The organism is Desulfitibacter alkalitolerans DSM 16504, assembly GCF_000620305.1.
GTDB classification, from domain to species: domain Bacteria; phylum Bacillota; class DSM-16504; order Desulfitibacterales; family Desulfitibacteraceae; genus Desulfitibacter; species Desulfitibacter alkalitolerans.
In genome coordinates, this window is record NZ_JHVU01000024.1 from 88,967 (window position 1) to 104,107 (window position 15,141).

A 15,141-nucleotide genomic window follows, 5' to 3' on the forward strand; every position below is an offset into this window, starting at 1 on the left:
TGGTTACTGCACATGACCAACTACAGTTTATATGGAAAGTTTTTAATCCATTCTAAGGACTCAACAGTATTTGGTTGTGGCTTGTACTCCATGCCTATGTAGCCTTCATAGCCTAATCTTTCAATTTGACTTAAAACAAATTCAAAATCAATAACCCCTGTTCCCGGCTGGTTCCTGCCGGGGCTGTCGGCAATTTGAATATGGCCAATTCTATCAAAAATGTTTCCAAGAATCTCTTTATGGGATTCCCCTTCACGCTCAGCATGGTAGACATCATACTGAAGATATACATTGGAACGGCTAACATCTGCAAGCAGCTTCAATACCTGTTCAGTGGTATTAAGATAAAATCCAGGGACATCGTAATGATTAATGGGCTCAACCATTAAATCGATCCCATGTTTTCCAAGCTCATCAGCTGCATAACAAACATTTTCAACAAGGTTTTCCCACAGTCCATTATCTAAAGTAGGATCGTCTACCTTGCCTACTAAACAATTAACTCTATCAACACCAAACTTTTGAGCAGCCATAATAGTTTGACTAACTCCCTTTCTAAACTCAGTTCTACGGCCAGGGTCTAGAGCTATTCCACGATCCCCATTGGCCCAATCACCTGCAGGAAGATTAAAAAGAACCAGTTGAAGCCTGTGTTGCTTAAGCTGTTTCTCTATCTCGTCTAAATCAAAATCATAGGGAAACATAAATTCAACATAGTTGAAACCTGCCTTTTTGGCCGCTTCAAAACGTTCCATAAAAGGCAGCTCTGTAAATAAAAATGTTAGATTTGCAGCAAATTTAAGCATTTTATCCCTCCTATCTAATTCTCTATGTCTATTCTACCGTATTATGCGTTAATTTCAAATTAATTACATGAAGATAAATCCATTTATTTAATTTACTTTCAACACATCCCTATAAATTCCTGCACAAAATCCAATTGGATAACTCTCTAAATAGCAAAATTAATAAAGGAATAGAAAAAACTTTGTGGAATAATCAGCTTACATGGAATTAAATCTTTATGAATTAAATAGTGAACATGGGAAATAAATATACTAATGTTTAGCAAGAGGGGATTATAATGGCTTATTTTTTACTGCTTTTGGGATTTGTCCTTTTAATTAAGGGAGCAGACTTTTTTATTGATGGTGCAGCTGGGATTGCAAAAGCACTAAAGCTTCCGCCCATGATAATAGGACTTACAATCGTTGCCTTTGGGACAAGCTCTCCAGAGGCTGCAGTAAGTATTAGCGCCGCCATTAAGGGAAGCAGCGGCATATCATTAGGAAACGTTATAGGAAGCAACATTTTTAATATTTCCTTTGTTATTGGAATAATGGCACTACTAAGCCCTTTAAAGGTGGAAAAACAGACAACACGTAAAGAAATTCCCTTTGCCCTTTTATCAAGCATCCTTTTGCTCATTCTAGTTCTTGACAGGTTTTTACAGCAAACTAAGAGCGATGTCATAACAAGGGGCGATGGATTAGTATTTTTAATTTTCTTTTCAATTTTTATTTATTACCTTTTTGAAATGGCTTTAAAAAACTCAAATAACAATCATGAGATTATAGAAAACCCAGGGTATGATAAAAGTGGAAAAATCTTCTATTTAATTATTGGGTTAACTGGTATTATTCTTGGCGGAAAGCTTGTGGTAGATAGCAGTGTTATAATTGCTTTAAACTGGGGTCTTTCCCAAAGCCTTGTAGGCTTGACAATAGTAGCTGTAGGGACTTCCCTGCCAGAATTGGTTACTTCAATAGCTGCTGTCTTAAAGAAGGAAAATGAAATTGCCATAGGCAATCTTATTGGGAGCAACATCTTCAATATTCTCTTCATATTAGGTACTGCTTCTGTTATAAGTCCAATCCATGTAGAACCACTCCTGATCAAAGATACGTTTTTAATGATTTTTTATACCATCTTCTTATTTATTTTTGCAATGAGCCATTATAGAATATCAAGGAAGGAAGGTTTTATTCTGCTTATGTCCTACCTGGTGTATCTTGCCTTTATCATTAGTAGATAGAGCACTTTATAGCATACTTCTCAAATATATAAAAGGGCCCTGCTTATATCATAAGAGAGCCCTTTTGTTTTATATGTTTAATTAAGCAAGACCATTTTGCATTTCACAAGCCATTATTGTCTGCTTGCAAAGTACAACTGTGGTTACAGATCCTACGCCCCCAGGAACTGGAGTAATCTTATCAACTATTGGTTCAACTGCATCAAAGTCAACATCTCCACAGTACTTTCCAGGATTGTCCGGATCCTCATTAATACCAACATCTATGACAACCTGTCCTGGTTTAACATAGTCTGCCTTGACCATTTTGGCACGACCCACAGCAGCAATTAATATATCTGCATCAGCACATACTGCAGGCAGGTTTTCTGTTTTTGAATGACATATGGTTACTGTAGCATTTTCACGAAGAAGAAGCATTGCCACTGGCTTGCCTACAACCAGGGAACGACCAAGGACAACTGCTTTCTTTCCCTTTAATGGAATGTCAAAGAATTTGAGCATGTCCATACATGCTGTAGGAGTACATGGTGGAAAGCCTGTCAGATCATCAGCAAAAACCTTTGCCGCACTTCCCAGAGTCATACAATCCACGTCTTTTTCCACAGGGATTAAGTCCCTGATTTTCTTTTCATTCAAGTGCTTTGGTAAAGGAGCAAACATTAAAATGCCATTAATCTCTTTATTCGCTCCTACCTCTATAACAGCCTTCTCAAAGGCTTCCTGCTCTATGTCCTGTGGATATTCAAAAACCTCATATGCCATTCCTATTGTTTCACATGTCTTCTTTGCTCCACCTTCATAGAAAAGGTCGTCTGGGCGGGCCCCTACTCTAATTATACCTAGTTTAGGTGTTATACCCCTGGCTTTTAGCTCCTCCACCTTTTTACTTAATTCTTCCTTCATTGCATCTGCAACTGGTTTTCCCTTTAACAATTCTGCCATTAAACTTACCTCCTACTTCTTAATTTTATTAATTACTAATTCTAGTGTTTCATCTGCTATTCTACTGCCATCTGTTAAAAGTTGATTCATTTCCTCTGTTGTAGCTTTTACATATTCTTGATCCTTAATAGAGTTAAGGTTAATAATTACATTCAATGATCCGCTAATCAAAGCAGCTTTAAGAAAAACAACTCCACAGCCCACATCAGAGATTGCAATCATAGTACCTATTTGTCCCATTCTCTCGTGTATCTTTATGCCATCATAGGACTTTCGCATTATTTCCATGGGAACTGAGCAGGCTTCCTTGGAGCAGTTCTCTAAAGTTTCCTCCTTGATTTTAGCTTGTTCAGGAGTGTCCTTGGGTAAGCCATACGCCTTTGATAAGGGCTCAAATACCTCTGCATCCTTATCAACTAAAACCTTTAGTTCTTCAATTACTTTATTTCCCTTTTCTATTAAATCTTTTACTTCATCTTCCACCTCTGCATATTTCTTTTTGCCTACAGTCAGATTCCCTACCATGTTGGATAAAGCCATGCCAATAGCCCCGCCACATGCGGCTGCCCCTCCACCACCTGGTACTGGAGCCTTTGAGGCTAATTCTTCCAAAAATTGATTGCAGCTTTTTTCTAACATTGACATAAAAAGTCCTCCTCGTATAATATGTTTTGTAAACCTAAACTTTAGAATTTCCAGTTAGAATTTTGTTCTTTGAAAAGTGAATAATCACTTTTACAGACTAAGGTTAGCCCGTTCACTTTACCCTTGACAGGGAGTGGTCCATAATGGTAGGCTCATTAGCCGCACAGACACCCCAAAGGGGAGGTGGCTGGCTAAGTCTGTGTAATCCATTATGGACAGAGGCTCACTGTCAAGGGCGGGCTCTTAGTACCTACAAACTTGTTTTAAATTAGGGCTTGGATTTTTCGTGATGTTCCCAGACAATAGTCTTAAGGATTATTTGGGGTAATGCTTTTTCCTCCTGTAGCTTTGACTACTTTTAAAAGTCTGTTTCCCCAGTACTCGTTTGAACTTCTAACCCGCAGGCTGTTCCTCCTGGCAACCCATGCTAGAAGACAGCAGCTTCTAGGTAGCCCATGGATCAGGATGAGTTCATATACACGAGGGTGATGATCTACGAGTTCCCTGGGGGCGTCCCGGAAAGTCCAATCCCTTTAATCCTAATTTGAAAGGAGGGATAACCCTTATGAAGTTGTTTGTAGGTATAGATGTAAGCTCTCTGGACTTAAGAGTACGTGTTATTAATTGTGATGGCGATACTCTTGATAAGTTTACTGTAAGTAATAATCTAAATGGTGCCACCCATTTGCGTGATAAGATCATTACTTTAGCAGAGAAGCTCTCTTGTACTAATATTCAAATTGGTATGGAGTCTACTTCTGTTTATAGCTGGCATCCTTCTATGTTCTTAAATGAGGATGAGGCTCTACGTAAGCTTAATGCTAAGGTTTATACCATCAATGCTAAGCTTGTGAATAAGTTTAAGGAAGCTTATGCTGATATGGAAAAAACTGATGATATTGATGCCTTGATAATTGCTGATCGTTTACGGTTTGGTAGACTCCCTTTTACTGTTATCATGCAGGAACAATATATTGCTCTGCAAAGATTAACACGAATGCGTTATCGTCTAGTTCATAATCTGACTAAGGAAAAACAGCATTTTCTTCAAAACTTATTTTTAAAGTGTAATGCTTTTACTTCTGAGGTTGATAGTTCTGCTTTTGGTAATGCCATGATGGATCTCTTTTTAGAAAAGTACAGCCTTGATGAAATATCTGCTATGGATGTTGCTGATTTAGCTAATTACCTTAAGGATAAAGGGAAAAACCGTTTTCCTGATCCTGAAGGTGTAGCTAAGTGTATCCAAAAGGCTGCCAGGTCTTCTTACAGACTCTCTAAGTGTATTGAAGATTCGGTTGATATTGTCCTTGCTACTTCTATTGAGACTATCAGAAGCCTTAACAATCATATTAAACAGTTAAACAAGGCTATAGAAAGAGTTCTTGATGGCATCCCTAATACTTTACAAACTATCCCTGGTATTGGCCCTGTTTTCTGTGCCGGTATTCTTGCTGAAGTTGGCGATATTTCTCGCTTTAAGGATCAGGCTGCTTTAGCTAAATATGCAGGGCTTAGCTGGACTAAACACCAGTCAGGAAAGTTTGTAGCTGATGAAACTAAGCTAATACGTTCTGGTAACCGTTATCTCCGTTATTACCTTGTTGAGGCTGCCAACTCGGTAATGCGCTATGAGCCGGAGTTTAAAGCTTATTACCAGAAAAAGTATCGTGAGGTGCCTAAGCACCAACATAAAAGAGCACTCGTCTTAACTGCAAGAAAACTTGTGCGTTTGGTTGATACGCTGCTGCGTAACGACCAAATCTACTCGCCTAGAAGGAAGGTGAATAGTTAGGTCAACACCCCCTAATTTGCCCTTCGGTTATTTCCAGTTTTTTACTACTCAAACTGGGTTTGTTAAGCATGCCCTTTTTTAGCAAAATTAGCAAATTAAATTTCCAATTTTATTATTTAGGGTATTGACATATTACCGCAGGACTTTAATTCTTTCTTTGTTTATGTAATCATCACTTGATTCAACTATGTATTCGAACTAATATTTTTCCAAAAGAGGTCGAATCTCCTTGTGGAAATCATCATATTAATATATTTTACCATAATTCTCTGCTATATCCCATCTAGCTTGGCCAACAATTATTTTTATTTGTTTACTTAAGTAATATAAGTATAATAGTAAGGCCCCATCTTCGAGGTCTTAAATATTATGGTTCAATACAAGTAAAGATTTTATAAAACTCATATTTAGGGTATATAATTAAGAAGTTGTTTGATAAAATTATGTTTAATAGTCTTAAACATCTAATTAATTGATATCTTCCAATGAAAGGGGTTTTTGATATGGGATATTATCCAGGAGTTTTTGGCGGGAACATTTCCATAGATTATTTGAAAAAGAAAGCACCTGTAACTTTAGCTATCATTGCAGTTAACCTGACAATTTTTGTTTTAAGCTATCTTTTTGGCTATGAAAGACAACTGATACTTTTAGGAGGAATGGCCCCTATTGAACTTGTTCTGGCTTCAGGTGAGTATTGGCGATTTTTCACATCCATGTTTATCCATAGCGGAGCAATGCATGTTATATTCAACATGATTATCCTGCTCCATTCAGGTGGATACCTGGAACCATACATGGGGCAAAAGAACTTTGCTGTATTTTACTTACTTTCGGGCCTACTGGTTTCATTCTTTTCTGGTATTTTCACAAATGCCCTTTCAGTAGGAGCCTCGGGAGCAATATTTGCCCTGTTGGGATTTATCCTGTATTTTGATTTGCAGGCAAGAAAATCAGGCCATAAAACAAGCAGCCTCATTCTGCCTTTAGTAGTGATTAACATGATTATTACCATAATAATTCCCAGGGTTAGCTTTATCGGACATTTTTCTGGTCTAGTCATTGGCTACCTCTTCGCTTATTACAGACACAGATCAATATTAGACAAAATCAAAACTCATTGAAAATCAGGGTTAGACAGGCCTCAGCCTACTCTAACCCTGATTTTGTATATCAGAAACTTTAGGCTTTACTGCTCTAAGTTTTTCAACAATCTGTCTAAAGCAGCTTTTAAAATACTTAAACATTAAAACATTAAGTTTTTATATTTTGAAACATTCGTGCCCTTGTACTCGTCTAATAACCTAAAACCAATAACGGGGAGGTTTATCATATGAGAAACAAAAAAAAGATACTCTTGGCAAGTATAATGTCAGTTCTTATAGGTGTATTTTTAATATCAGCTATTTTCATTAGTCCTGGAAAGGCATCAGACCAGATCAAGGTATACGTTGACGGGAAACAGGTTAGGTTTTCAGTACCACCTGAGCTAGTTGGCGGAAGAACCTTTGTTCCCTTTATGGAAATCTTTGAAGCCATGGGCGCAGAGGTGAAATGGGACAATAAGGAGCAGCTTGTTACCGCATCCAGGGGGACAGACCTGCTCACCCTCCAGATTGGGCAAAAAACCGCCAGTATAAATGGGCAAAAAGTCACCCTTGATGCTGTTCCCAGAATTGTGCAGGGCAGAACCCTTGTCCCCTTGAGATTTATTGGTGAAGCCCTTGGGGCAGATGTAAATTGGAATAAAAAGAACCTCTCAGTCTACATTAATATGGAGAATTTGGCGCAGGGCAACCTGCCTGTAGTAGGCACGAAAGAAAAATTAAAGGAGCTCCTATCCCAGGGACAAGTAAGTGGGGGAAGACTCTCAGGGCATGGTATTTTTAGAACAGGAGCTGATATGGCCCAGGCTGAAGAATCCATGAAAACAGCAGCTAGTCCAGAAACTGTCAATAATTCAGACTTTTCCTCCACAAATATACAGGTTCAAGGTGTTGATGAAGGGGATCTGGTTAAAACTGACGGCAAATATATTTACCAGGTTAATAACCAGCGTGTTGTAATAGCCAGGGCTTTTCCAGTCCAAGACATGAAAATTATAAACGTTATAGACTTAACAAAGGGGCCCTTTCATCCCACAGAGATGTATCTAGACGAGAAATTTTTAGTGGTCATAGGTATATCCGAAAGCTATTACCCCATGCCAAGGGCTTCAGCGGAAAAACTAATGGCACCTGATATGATGCCCCCAATCCATGGCTACAGGCCCATGGTTAAGGCAATGGTTTATGACATTTCTAACAAAGAAAACATTGAGCTTGTCAGAGAAGTTGAATTAGATGGGCACTACGTATCCTCTCGCAAAATTGGCTCTGCTCTTTATTTAGTTGCCAATAAACACATCAACTACTACGTACTGGAGCAGGGAAAGGATCTGGAAAAACCAATGTACAGGGACACAGCCGGGTCCTCTGAGTTTGTGGAAATTGACTATGAAGCTATACGCTATTTTCCTGGATCAATTGAGCCAAACTACTTGTTAGTTGCAGGTGTTGATCTGTCCCAGCCCAGCAAACAGGCCGAAGTATCAACTTTTCTGGGGTCAGGGCAAAACATTTATGCCTCATTGCAAAACCTCTATGTTGCAGTTACACAGTATGATTTTAACGAGAAAGCTTATATAGATAACAGAAGCACCCTTGTTTATAGTTTTAATTTAGATAAGGGCAGTATCAGCTATAACGGCAAGGGCAGGGTGCCGGGCTCTCTCCTAAATCAGTTCTCCATGGATGAGCACAATGGATATTTTCGCGTAGCAACTACAACTGGAGATATATGGCGGACAGATGAACATACCTCAAAAAACAATATATATATTTTAGATAAAGCCTTAAATATAGTAGGCAAGGTTGAGGATATAGCTCCAGGTGAGACAATCTATTCAGTTCGTTTCATGGGTGACAGGGGCTATATGGTTACCTTTAAAACAGTAGACCCCCTCTTTGTCATTGATTTAAAAAATCCTGAAAGGCCGGCAGTATTGGGTGCATTAAAAATTCCCGGCTACAGTGATTACCTTCATCCCTATGATGAAAATCATTTAATTGGCTTTGGCAAGGACGCCGTTGAAGTGGATAATATGGCCTATTATCTGGGCATGAAAATGGCAATTTTTGACGTAAGCGATGTGAATAATCCTAAAGAAAAATTTGTAGAGATGATTGGCGACAGGGGAACCGAATCTGAGCTTTTAAGAAATCACAAGGCCTTGCTTTTCTCAAGAGAAAAAAACCTCCTAGCTTTTCCAGTTACAGTCATGGAGGTTAAGCATGGCAGGGATTATAATTATAAGGGAATCCCCCCTTACGGGGAATTCGTCTTCCAGGGTGCCTACATCTACCATATAGACACAGAAACAGGCTTTAAGCTTAAAGGGAAAATATCCCATTTGTCTAATGAAGATTATTTAAAAGCAGGAAACTACTGGTATGACAGCAATAAAAATATTGAAAGAATTCTTTATATAGGCGATACCCTATATACACTATCAAAGAAAACATGGCAGGCCCACGGACTAAACAAGTTAGAATATAGAAGCTCTCTGGAAATTCCAGAAGCATCTCCAATAAGAGACACAGTATATCCTATAGGTGAACCTGGACAAAGTGACCCAGGAGTCAAAACTGAACAATAATAAACTTGTCAAAAACAATATATAAAACCCTTTATCAACAGAAAGATAAAGGGTTTTATATTTACATACTTTTAAATAAATTTTAATCTGGGTTTTACCTAAATATGCTAATTTAGAAACAAACTCTTTGTCGAATCGGAGATGTTTATGACGAAATTTGCTATGCTTAAATATTTGCAAAATTTACTACAAAAGGGAAAAGGCACAAATAATCCCATGGAAGGTCTTTACTCACTGAGTATATTAAAAAAATCAAAAAGCAACTTTTTGTATAATGTGATCAAGGATAATATAGATGCTGGAAACACTATATATGTGTTTTTCTTTGATATTATTGGTTTCAGCGGCTTTGAGGAAGAATATGGGTCTCATATGTGTAAAAGTATACTCAAATCTTTTAAAAGTATAATTACTGAAATTTCAGTTCAGCAGTTACCTTCTAAAAATTTTTTAGGTTCTATTAGTTTTGGAGGCGATGATTTTGCAGTATACATGAGTTCAATAGAAAATGAACATGATGCAGAAAAAATTTATGAACTCAGCCTTTCTATCAAAACTGCTGTGGATATAAAATTAAATAATAACTTTTCTTCAATTATTAATAAAAAAATAAAAACCCATGTAGGCTTTTCCATGATATCTCCTAATTCCCCTTTTAGCCTTGAAAGCCAGATTTATCATAGCGCCAAGGAAGCCTTGTCCATGGCAAAAAGAGATATAAAGCCTCAGATGGCCAAGTTAAAAATAGAACTGCAAAACATTATATTTCAAAAAAAGATAAAAACTGTATACCAACCCATAGTGTCCTTATCTAGTGGACAGGTATATGGATTAGAAGCCTTGACTAGAGGCCCTGAAGATTCCTTTTTTTACAATCCACTTAATATGTTTGCATTTGCAACAAAGGAAAAACTGGTTTATCAACTAGACAGGGTTTCCAGGGAAAGTGCTATAAAAAACTTTCCAAGAACATATGATAATGATAAAAAGCTTTTTTTGAACATAGACCCGCAAATAGTAAATTCAGGTTCATTTTCAGCTGGATTTACCAAGAAGTTGGCCTTAGATTATAATATAAAACCTCATAATGTAGTATTTGAGCTTACTGAAAGGGAGCACATTAAGGACTACTCTGTTTTCACAAAGGCATTAGAGCACTACAGAAATCAAGGTTATTTAATAGCCATAGATGATGCGGGAGCAGGTTACTCCAGCTTGCAATCCATTGCCGAATTGAGACCCGATTTTATAAAGATTGACATGTCTCTAACAAGAGACATCCACAAAAATTCTATCAAGCAGTCCCTATTAGAAACCTTCATGACCCTTTCACAAAAGATAAATTCAACCATAATAGCCGAAGGAATAGAAAATGAAGAAGAGTTAAATGAGCTTATAAAAATAGGTGTTCCCTATGGGCAAGGGTACTATTTAGTCAGGCCGGCATTTCCCCCTAAAAATCCCATGGAAACAGTCTGTGAAATAATAAGAAGCAGCCATCGAAAATATTTTGATTTTAGTAGCCATGACCTTAAAATTGGCTCAATCGCTGAAAATGCAATAACAATTGACCCAGATTGCTTGACCCAGGTAGTAATTGAATATTTTGATACCATGGAAAACATTGATACGATAGTTGTCCTTGACAATTCTCAGCCCATAGGCATTATTACCAAGGACAACCTTTATCATAAATTAAGCCAACAATATGGTAATTCTCTCTATCCCAAAAGAAAAGTTTCCATGATAATGTGCAAACATCCCCTTGTCATTGAAGAAAATATAACCATAGAGAATTGTTTAAAGCTTGTAGCAGGTAGGACGACCAATAGACTTAATCAGGATATTATCATAACCAAGGAGGGTAAGTTTAAGGGAGTTGTTCCAGTAAAAAAACTTTTAGAAACAATATCGGAAATTCGTCAGGAGAATGCACTTTTTTCCGATTCATTAACTGGTCTTCCCGGCAACATAATAATTGAAAGACAATTAAAAACTAGAACTGCAAGGAGAGAAGAATTTGCCTTTATATTCGTTGATTTAGACCACTTCAAAGAATATAATGATAAATATGGTTTTGAAAAGGGAGATATGATCATAAAAATGACAGCTGATATATTAACAGAAGCTGTTCAAAAAAATGGTTCTACATATGATTTTATAGGCCATATTGGCGGAGATGACTTTGTGTTAATAACAGATATGGATTCTGTTGATGGGCTCTGCAGCTATATCATTGATTTGTTTGATAAAGACATTCTTTCTTATTATTCTCCTGCAGATGCCGATAATGGATATATTGTATGTAATGACAGACAGGGTAAGCTGTCCAAAATACCAATAATGTCCATTTCCATTGCAGTAATTGAAAATAAAAACAACTACAAGAACCACCTGGAAATCAGTGAAAAAGCAGCTGAACTGAAGAAATACGCCAAGAGCCTGGCTGGAAGTGTCTATGTGAAAGAAAGGAGGCAGCATTAATAAAATTACTTGTTAGTTAATTCTTGGATTTTATTTCTGCACAAGTAAAGAAAGCTTGCCGTGGATCTTTGAGCCAAGCCTAATAAATGCCTGGTAGCCTCACTCCTCATGCTCAAGTCTGATTTATCTATGAGCTCTTTATATTCCATGGCTTTAATTGCATTACTATTAATAATTTCTAGAGGACTTGTAAAATCATACTGGGCACCAGCATCTATTCCATAATCCATATAATGATTAACTACCCAATCTTCATATTCCCTATGTCCATGTAATAGCCTGCCAAATACATGCTGTGGTACGCACATATCCTGAATTATGTGCAAAACAGCTCCAATATAAAAGAAAAAGTTGCTGGTGGCTTTTTTCTTGTATGCATCCAAGGCCTGGTCAAAATAGTTTATGAGTTCAGTATCTGCTCCTGTTAATCCCAGAATACCCTTCTTGGACTTGGGGTTATAAAAATGGTGTATATTCTTGAAACCCTGATCGCTCCAGCTGTTTCCCCTGTTTATGGTTCCTAAAAAATCCTTTACAATATCTGCTACATAGGTATTAGTGTCGTTTTTAAGTATTTTTATTGCCTGATAGTTACAAAAAGCATGGACAAGACAAATGGATGCATCATGTTTAGGTAGTGTATTCATAGTGCCTCCTTATTGGTTGTACCAGTTCTTCTAAAATAATCCTGCTGATTTCTCTTGCAGCATAGGGTTTGCTGTATTTTAAACCCTGCTTTGATATTTCTTCCAGGATTTTTGGATTAGCTAGTGCATTATTTACTATTTCAACTAGTTCCTCTGGGCCTTTAGCCCAGTAAGCTCTTTTTTGCATGCAAAAAAATCTAGCATTTTCTTCTTCGTGTCCAGGAATAGGTTTATATATGATTATCGGCAGCCCACAAACAGATGCCTCTGTTAAAGTAACTGCTCCGGCCTTGGTTATTAAAAGACTTGCTTTTTTCATGTACATATCTACCTTGTTGGTATAATCAATGATTTCCCACTTCTTATTATCCCCCAATTTGTTCTGTAAATAGTTATAGAGGCCAGCATTTTTACCAGTCAGCACTGTACCTTTAAATGGAAGGGTTACCTTATCCAGGCTTTCAAGAATTTCTACCAATGAACCTATTCCAAGCCCTCCGCCCATTATCAATAAATTGGGCACATCAATGTTTTGCAAATGCCCTTTTTGGATGGTGGTATGCGCTTTCAAAAGAAATCGCTGGGATACAGGGATGCCGCTTACATGTATGCTTGTTTTGGGATAACCCTTAATAGATAGTGAGTTTGCAACCTGCTCATTACCTGCAAAATACCCTGATATTTGGGGATTATACCAAAAGGGATGAAAATCATAATCTGTAATAATAGCCCATGCAGGAGATAGAGACTTGCTGTTATAAGAAGCTACAGGAAAGGGATGTGTAAAAACAAAAATATCCGGTCTAAAGCTTAGCTGTATCCTCTGCAGGAATTTATAGCACAGGTGATTATAAATACTTAAAAACCTGAGTTTTTTTTGCTTTTGAGACCAGTAGTATGCTTTACTATACACACTAGGTGTTTTATCTAACACCCCCAGGTATACATGTTTTACAAACTGATATATTTTTTGTTCATCCAGGAGATCATATATAACAATCTCAGAATCCGTCATCATACGCTGCAGGTTTTCTTTTACATACTTTGCCACCTGATTGTGACCAGAGCCTATTGAAGCCGAAACGATGGCTACTCTCTTCATTCCTTTCCCTCCATGATATTGATTTACATAATCCTAATGTAATTATAGGCTTAGTAGTTTAAACCAATATGAATTTTTAGTAAAATTATCGTAAAATAGTTGAAAAAAACCCCTGTGATAACAGGGGTTGAATTTGTTTAATGTAAGATTTTAGATAGGCTTCTCCGCCTATATATACTTAGTATTGCTCCTACCGCTAATGCGTTAACAATTAGCTGGGACCCTCCATAGCTTATAAAGGGTAAGCCTACCCCAGCAATGGGAGCAAAACCCAAGTTCATAAAAATATACCATATGAACTCTATAGAAAAAACAGCAACAAACCCCCTTATTAATAATTTCCCATAACTATTTTTAACTACAGTTGCAACATGAGCCATCCTTACCAGAAATGCTGCGGCCATAGCTGCTATTACAAATGCAGCAATCCAACCAAAAGTAAAGATTATATAGGCAAATATAAAATCCGTATGTAACTCAGGCATAACTCCCTTCTCTAACACAAAACCCTGTCCATAGAGACCTGCCGACTTAATTAAATTACTTAACTGCATATATAAATAACCACTACCTAAAGGATCTCCATGTGGATTAATAAATGCAAGCAAACTTTGAAGCTTATATGGACTGTTTAGCAATGGCAGGGCAATAACAGTCATCATTAAGCTCATCATAAATATGCTAACCCGATATCCTGCTCCTGAAGCTGTTAAAACTGTAATACAGGCGATGATATAAATTAACGCTGCGGGAAAAAATGAACCGTTGGCTACCAACAAAACTAATGGCATCAAACTTAGTAATATTCCATGGATAAATTTCTTATTATCACGCCAATCTATATTATTTAAGATTCCTGCCAGGGCTATTACGAACAAGAATGGTGATATGCTTACAATGTCAATGCTAATACCTCCTATACTTAACCAGCGTTTACCGTTTATGATGGGATTTGCTATTAAGGTTAGCACCAACAGCATAATGGAACCCATGTAAATGTTTTTTGAATAGGCTTCAAGCTTCCTATAATCAAAGAAATACAAACCAACTATAATAATAGCGCCAAGTACCGTATAGCTTAAACTTCTTGCAAATAAGGAAAAACCACTTAAACCTTGACTATCCATAATGTGCATTAACAATAAACCTAAGCTAACAAATAAAAGGCTTAGGAGTATGATACTCCATTCTGGTTTAGGCTTATGTACTTTAGCCAGTTCCTTACCCACAATGGATGAATTACCCATATGAGCAATTGCCTTTTCAACTGCCTCATCCATATTAAAGCCTTGGGCCAAATAATCAGCAACCATTTCTTGGATATGACTCATCAGCTCAAGTTTTATTTCCTGGTGAGATTCACGCAGCCTAATTTCTGAACATACACTATTAAGATATGACTGAACTTTTTCATTATCCATCAGCATACATACACCTCCTGTGTAATGACCTTATCCACTGCTGAACGAAAAGTCACCCATTCCTTTTCTTTTTCTTTAAGGTGTTGTTTCCCAGGGCTTGTTATACGATAATACTTTCTTTGGCGGCTGCCTTTACTGCCTAACCAGTAAGACTCAATCATACCATCGGCTTCTAATGAATGTAAAATAGGATAAAGGGTTCCCTCTTTAAAGGTAAATACGCCACTAGATTTCTTTTCAATTTCCTTTATCATCTGGTACCCATACATTGGTTCTTTGTCTAGCAAGCTAAGTACTAGTATAACAGTACTTCCCTTTAGCATTTCCTTACTAATTTTCAATCCTCAAATCCTCCTTTATAATACTTTTT

12 protein-coding genes are annotated in these 15,141 nt (G+C 37.2%); 5 read left to right on the forward strand and 7 right to left on the reverse strand.

Annotated features, from left to right (window positions below):
* Nucleotides 1-20: 20 nt before the first annotated feature.
* Nucleotides 21-806 (reverse strand): hydroxypyruvate isomerase family protein, encoded by a 786-nt coding sequence (locus tag K364_RS0102740; protein WP_028306744.1) that lies wholly within the window; start codon nt 804-806, stop codon nt 21-23.
* A 278-nt stretch (nt 807-1,084) separates the two neighbouring features.
* On the opposite strand from K364_RS0102740, the gene K364_RS0102745 reads away from it, so the two are divergent.
* Entirely contained in the window at nt 1,085-2,035 is a 951-nt protein-coding gene (locus K364_RS0102745) for a calcium/sodium antiporter (protein WP_028306745.1), read from the forward strand.
* 81 nt (nt 2,036-2,116) lie between these two features.
* On the opposite strand, the gene K364_RS0102750 is transcribed toward K364_RS0102745, so the two are convergent.
* Nucleotides 2,117-2,980 (reverse strand): bifunctional 5,10-methylenetetrahydrofolate dehydrogenase/5,10-methenyltetrahydrofolate cyclohydrolase, encoded by an 864-nt coding sequence (locus K364_RS0102750; protein ID WP_028306746.1) that lies wholly within the window; start codon nt 2,978-2,980, stop codon nt 2,117-2,119.
* A gap of 12 nt (nt 2,981-2,992) precedes the next feature.
* Nucleotides 2,993-3,625, reverse strand: coding sequence for a cyclodeaminase/cyclohydrolase family protein (locus K364_RS0102755; protein ID WP_028306747.1), 633 nt, complete (start codon nt 3,623-3,625; stop codon nt 2,993-2,995).
* 565 nt (nt 3,626-4,190) lie between these two features.
* Between K364_RS0102755 and K364_RS0102765 the strand changes: the two genes are divergently transcribed.
* The 4 genes from K364_RS0102765 to K364_RS0102780 all read left to right on the forward strand — a co-directional run bounded on the left by K364_RS0102765 (nt 4,191) and on the right by K364_RS0102780 (nt 11,601).
* Entirely contained in the window at nt 4,191-5,420 is a 1,230-nt protein-coding gene (locus tag K364_RS0102765) for an IS110 family RNA-guided transposase (protein WP_028306748.1), read from the forward strand.
* A gap of 503 nt (nt 5,421-5,923) precedes the next feature.
* Nucleotides 5,924-6,544, forward strand: a complete 621-nt coding sequence (locus K364_RS0102770; protein ID WP_028306749.1) for a rhomboid family intramembrane serine protease — start codon at nt 5,924-5,926, stop codon at nt 6,542-6,544.
* A gap of 209 nt (nt 6,545-6,753) precedes the next feature.
* On the forward strand, nt 6,754-9,117 hold the full coding sequence (locus tag K364_RS22630) for a beta-propeller domain-containing protein (protein ID WP_242841639.1): 2,364 nt from the start codon (nt 6,754-6,756) through the stop codon (nt 9,115-9,117).
* 147 nt (nt 9,118-9,264) lie between these two features.
* Complete coding sequence (locus K364_RS0102780; RefSeq protein ID WP_051533766.1) at nt 9,265-11,601, forward strand: EAL domain-containing protein; 2,337 nt, start codon at nt 9,265-9,267, stop codon at nt 11,599-11,601.
* Nucleotides 11,602-11,606: 5 nt separating this feature from the next.
* Here K364_RS0102780 and K364_RS0102785 read toward each other — a convergent pair whose 3' ends face one another.
* From K364_RS0102785 to K364_RS0102800, 4 genes are all read right to left on the reverse strand, one after another.
* Nucleotides 11,607-12,248: a zinc dependent phospholipase C family protein gene (locus tag K364_RS0102785; RefSeq protein ID WP_028306751.1), complete on the reverse strand. Its 642-nt coding sequence runs from the start codon at nt 12,246-12,248 to the stop codon at nt 11,607-11,609.
* Nucleotides 12,232-13,350 carry an MGDG synthase family glycosyltransferase gene (locus tag K364_RS0102790; RefSeq protein ID WP_028306752.1) on the reverse strand — a complete coding sequence of 373 codons (1,119 nt, stop codon included), beginning with the start codon at nt 13,348-13,350 and terminating at the stop codon, nt 12,232-12,234. The genes K364_RS0102785 and K364_RS0102790 overlap by 17 nt, the downstream gene beginning before the upstream one ends.
* Nucleotides 13,351-13,487: 137 nt before the next feature.
* Nucleotides 13,488-14,777, reverse strand: coding sequence for an FtsW/RodA/SpoVE family cell cycle protein (locus K364_RS0102795; protein WP_028306753.1), 1,290 nt, complete (start codon nt 14,775-14,777; stop codon nt 13,488-13,490).
* Nucleotides 14,771-15,112: a PadR family transcriptional regulator gene (locus K364_RS0102800; protein WP_028306754.1), complete on the reverse strand. Its 342-nt coding sequence runs from the start codon at nt 15,110-15,112 to the stop codon at nt 14,771-14,773. The genes K364_RS0102795 and K364_RS0102800 overlap by 7 nt, the downstream gene beginning before the upstream one ends.
* Between the last annotated feature and the right edge of the window lie 29 nt (nt 15,113-15,141).

Bases quoted from the DNA above. Each gene is read 5' to 3' on its own strand.
- K364_RS0102785 (WP_028306751.1), bottom strand. From the start codon at position 12,248: ATGAATACACTACCTAAACATGATGCATCCATTTGTCTTGTCCATGCT.
- K364_RS0102745 (WP_028306745.1), top strand. From the start codon at position 1,085: ATGGCTTATTTTTTACTGCTTTTGGGATTTGTCCTTTTAATTAAGGGA.
- K364_RS0102765 (WP_028306748.1), top strand. From the start codon at position 4,191: ATGAAGTTGTTTGTAGGTATAGATGTAAGCTCTCTGGACTTAAGAGTA.
- K364_RS0102755 (WP_028306747.1), bottom strand. From the start codon at position 3,625: ATGTCAATGTTAGAAAAAAGCTGCAATCAATTTTTGGAAGAATTAGCC.
- K364_RS0102770 (WP_028306749.1), top strand. From the start codon at position 5,924: ATGGGATATTATCCAGGAGTTTTTGGCGGGAACATTTCCATAGATTAT.
- K364_RS0102780 (WP_051533766.1), top strand. From the start codon at position 9,265: ATGACGAAATTTGCTATGCTTAAATATTTGCAAAATTTACTACAAAAG.
- K364_RS0102790 (WP_028306752.1), bottom strand. From the start codon at position 13,350: ATGAAGAGAGTAGCCATCGTTTCGGCTTCAATAGGCTCTGGTCACAAT.
- K364_RS0102795 (WP_028306753.1), bottom strand. From the start codon at position 14,777: ATGCTGATGGATAATGAAAAAGTTCAGTCATATCTTAATAGTGTATGT.
- K364_RS0102740 (WP_028306744.1), bottom strand. From the start codon at position 806: ATGCTTAAATTTGCTGCAAATCTAACATTTTTATTTACAGAGCTGCCT.
- K364_RS0102750 (WP_028306746.1), bottom strand. From the start codon at position 2,980: ATGGCAGAATTGTTAAAGGGAAAACCAGTTGCAGATGCAATGAAGGAA.
- K364_RS22630 (WP_242841639.1), top strand. From the start codon at position 6,754: ATGAGAAACAAAAAAAAGATACTCTTGGCAAGTATAATGTCAGTTCTT.